We start from the raw sequence: 3274 nt of genomic DNA on the forward strand, positions 1-3274 counted from the left end.
GCTTAACGCGGACAAACGCCCGAGGCCTTCGCACTTTCCGCCGCGAGTTGCGCCCACAGACCTGCCCGCCGCCGCTCGTTCTCCCTTGTCGGTCCACCGAAGTTGTACGCCCGAAACCGCGTGTACAACACACCGACCTGATCTGCGGCCTTATCAGTCCGCGAACACTGGTGCGGTAAGAGCGTGACAAACGCCAGTGGGTTGATCCCGGCTGGTCGCGGGGCCTCCATCATCATGCGGATCGATGCGATGCCGTGCGGCTGGTTGCTGTGATACGCCTGCTCGGCATTTACGGCGTTGTGGTTCCAGTCCTGGTCGGCGAACCTGCCCTCCAGATAGGGCCAGAACCCGGTTCTCGGCCGGTAAGCGAGCGCATTGCGTCGCTCGAGGGCCGCGATGAGTTCGCGCTGACCGGGCCGCGCGAACCCAGCGACCCGGAGTCGTTCCAGGAAGCGCGCAGCCGAGGCCGCGATGTTGAATACGCAGACCCGACCGTCGTGACCGGAATCGGAGTAGGCCAGGCAGGCCGTGCCGGCGGGCTGCCGCGGTACGAGCGGCATGGACATGAGCCGGGTCAGGATGTGCTCCACCTCAGCAGGTGGTGCCTTGCCGGCCCGGTAAGCGTCCAGGAGCACGGGCCCAACGTGACCACTCAACGTGATCGATTAGTCGGTGTCCGTAGGGTTAACTGTGCCGTCGCCAAAAGCGTCCCACGGGGAGCCCAAGCCCCATCCCCCACGGGCAGACTTCTGCGTCATCAGTGCCCTGAGCGAGTTTAGAGTGCGTCTGTCCTCCCATCCGTACAAGTCGGCGTAGGCGGCGGTGGCAAAGGCGTAGCCGAGGGTGCTCGCGCCATGACGCGCGCGGCCGACTCGTACTCCCTCAACGCATTCATGGCTGCCGCCCGCCACCGCCGTGATTGGACGGGCCCCAGGCGGCTGAATACGCGCGACTCGCCCGCAGCCACGACCTTCCGCCCGTTATAAAGAGTGGCTGTCAGCGTGTTCATCGCGCGCGGCAGGATCACACCGCTGAAACGGAAGACCGCGCGGCCGCGCGTTCGCATGACGACCGGGCGGTGCGCGGTCCACGTGACAACTCGCCGCGATGGCTGCGCGTACCGACCTGTGGCGCTCGAAGCGAAGTCGAAGACCCCGGACGTGCCGTTGGGCAACACGACGCGCATTGAGGTCAGCCTGGCACCCGCGGGCACCATGGCCGAGCACACTAGACCGATCGGCGAGCCGTAGCGGGCCGCGTCCACCCGGCAGGTCATCGTCGGCACAGCGGCGCTACCGCGAATCGGCATCAGCCGCGCCAATACTGCTCTGCGCGGCGCATTAGGAGATGAATGCTGAACGATGTTGTTCGCCTCCTCCGACCTGGCAGTCGGTGGGAGGAGACCGTGTGCAGCCGCAGCTAACGTCAGACATATGGCCACGGAGAACGTCCACAGGACCGGCCGTCCAACCCGGAAGCGCGGGGTGTGGCGGGCGCCAGCCTGCTTGTGATCCACGTGGGAGCACGGGCGGCGAGGGGATTCGGGCATCCGAGGACCTGTCGCATGGGGGCAGCGTCACCGACGTCCCTCAGGACCCCGGTCCCCTCTGTTCAAGTCGACGGAAACGGTTACGTCTGAAGCTTTTTCGCCAAACGGCCGCGGTTTCCCCGCCCAGGCAGCGATGCGGTCAGAGCGTTTACAGCAGCGCCGCGACCGCGTGGGCGAAGTCCTCGTAGACGCTGCGCTCGCGCCGCGCTGCGGCCGCGTGCTTCACCGCCGCCTGGGCGCAGGTGTCCAGCCGCTCCCGGCCGTCAGCCGAACCCGACCAGTCGCGCAGCACCTGCGCCACCGCCTCCCCGACGGACTCGTCGCCGCCGGCGGGCACGACGACGCCGGCTCCGGAGTCGCGCACGACGGCCGCCTGGCGGCGCAGGTCGGTCGTGATCACCGGCAACCCGCACGCCAGGTACTCCCCGAGCTTGCTCGGCATCGCCTCGGCGAACGCCGGGGTGTCGGCGAGCAGCAGCAGCCCGCACCACGCGCCGCTCGCGTGCTCCCACGCCCGCGTCGGTGGGCGCCGTCCCAGCAGGTGCACGCGCTGCGCCAGCGCGACATCGGCCGTCAGCCGGCGCCGCAGCTCGTCGACGTCCGCGGGGGCGACCGGCCCGACGACGTCCAGCTCCCAGTCCGGGGCCCGCCGACCGCCTCCAGCATCGCGAACACGCCGCGGGTGGAGCGCACGTCGCCGACGTACAGCGCCCGCGGCCGCTCGCCCCGCGGGCCGGGATCGGGCAGCATCGCCGCCGCCGGCTCGTTCGGCAGCACGAACCGCCGCCGCGCGGTCAGCGGCGGCACGTGCTCGTCGGCCACCACCGTCAGCGCCGCCCGCGACGCCACCGACAGGAACGCCTTGACCAGGCCCTGCGCACCGACTCCCGCCAGACCGCCGAGGGAGTGGGCCCACGGCCGGTCCTTCAACAGCGTCGCGAAGTCCTCGTGCACGTCGACGACGAGCATCCGCCCGCTCGTCAGCACCGCCGCGTTCGCCGCCAGCGCGGAGTCGGGGTCGAGCGTGAGCAGCACCCGCCCGTTCGCGCGGGCCGCCATCCGCGCCGCCAGCCGCGCCCGCCGCAGCGAGCCCTGCCGCGGCCACGTGCGCACGATCGCCCCCGGCGGGGCGTCCGCCGCCTCCCCGAGCCCGAAGACCTCGACCCGCAACCCGCGCGCGAGCAGGGCCGCCACCTCCCGGTGCAGCCGGGCGTCAGCCACGTCGTGACCGGACGTCACGATCGTGACGTCGACGGGCGCGCGCCGCTGCGTGGACACCTACAGGTCCTCCATCGTCTGCGGCGTCTTGCCGACCTTGACGAACTGCGTGTACGCGTCGATGCACTCCTGCGGCGACGCGTGCATCGCGATGCGCCCCTTGTGCAGCCAGATGCAGTCGTCGCACATCTCCTTGACGCTGCCGAGGGCGTGGCTGACGAGGAAGACCGCGCGCGCCGAATGGCGCAGCTCCTCCATCTTGGCCTGGGCCTTCTCCCGGAACTTCGCGTCGCCGGCCGACAGCGCCTCGTCGACCATGAGGATGTCGGGCTTCATGTGCACGGCCACCGAGAACGCCAACCGCGAGAACATGCCCGAGGAGTACGTGCGCATCGGCGCGTCGATGAAGTCGCCGAGCTCGGCCCAGTCCGCCACCTGGTCGGCTCGCTCCTCGACCTCCTTGCGGGACAGCCCCGCCGCCAGCCCGCCGAGGATGACGTTCTCGCG

General features: G+C 70.3%; 5 protein-coding genes. 1 reads left to right on the forward strand and 4 read right to left on the reverse strand.

The window, feature by feature from the left end:
- Nucleotides 1-2: 2 nt before the first annotated feature.
- Nucleotides 3-635 (reverse strand): hypothetical protein, encoded by a 633-nt coding sequence (locus PINTE_RS21105; protein ID WP_068433964.1) that lies wholly within the window; start codon nucleotides 633-635, stop codon nucleotides 3-5.
- Nucleotides 636-1001: 366 nt separating this feature from the next.
- Here PINTE_RS21105 and PINTE_RS22990 point away from each other — a divergent pair, with 366 nt between their 5' ends.
- The gene (locus PINTE_RS22990; protein WP_157087389.1) at nucleotides 1002-1250 is read left to right on the forward strand and encodes a hypothetical protein; all 249 of its coding nucleotides are present in this window, start codon (nucleotides 1002-1004) and stop codon (nucleotides 1248-1250) included.
- 447 nt (nucleotides 1251-1697) lie between these two features.
- Here the strand turns inward: PINTE_RS22990 and PINTE_RS24690 are convergent, their stop codons facing one another.
- The 3 genes from PINTE_RS24690 to PINTE_RS23535 all read right to left on the reverse strand — a co-directional run.
- Nucleotides 1698-2180: a glycosyltransferase gene (locus tag PINTE_RS24690; RefSeq protein WP_245643099.1), complete on the reverse strand. Its 483-nt coding sequence runs from the start codon at nucleotides 2178-2180 to the stop codon at nucleotides 1698-1700.
- A complete protein-coding gene (locus PINTE_RS24695; protein WP_068434544.1) occupies nucleotides 2123-2827 on the reverse strand; it encodes a hypothetical protein in 705 nt (234 codons plus the stop codon). Before PINTE_RS24695 ends, PINTE_RS24690 begins: the two co-directional genes overlap by 58 nt.
- The coding region (locus PINTE_RS23535; protein WP_169798581.1) for an ABC transporter ATP-binding protein at nucleotides 2828-3274 on the reverse strand (447 nt) is incomplete at its 5' end.

The organism is Piscicoccus intestinalis NBRC 104926 (assembly GCF_001515525.1).
GTDB lineage: Bacteria > Actinomycetota > Actinomycetes > Actinomycetales > Dermatophilaceae > Kineosphaera > Kineosphaera intestinalis.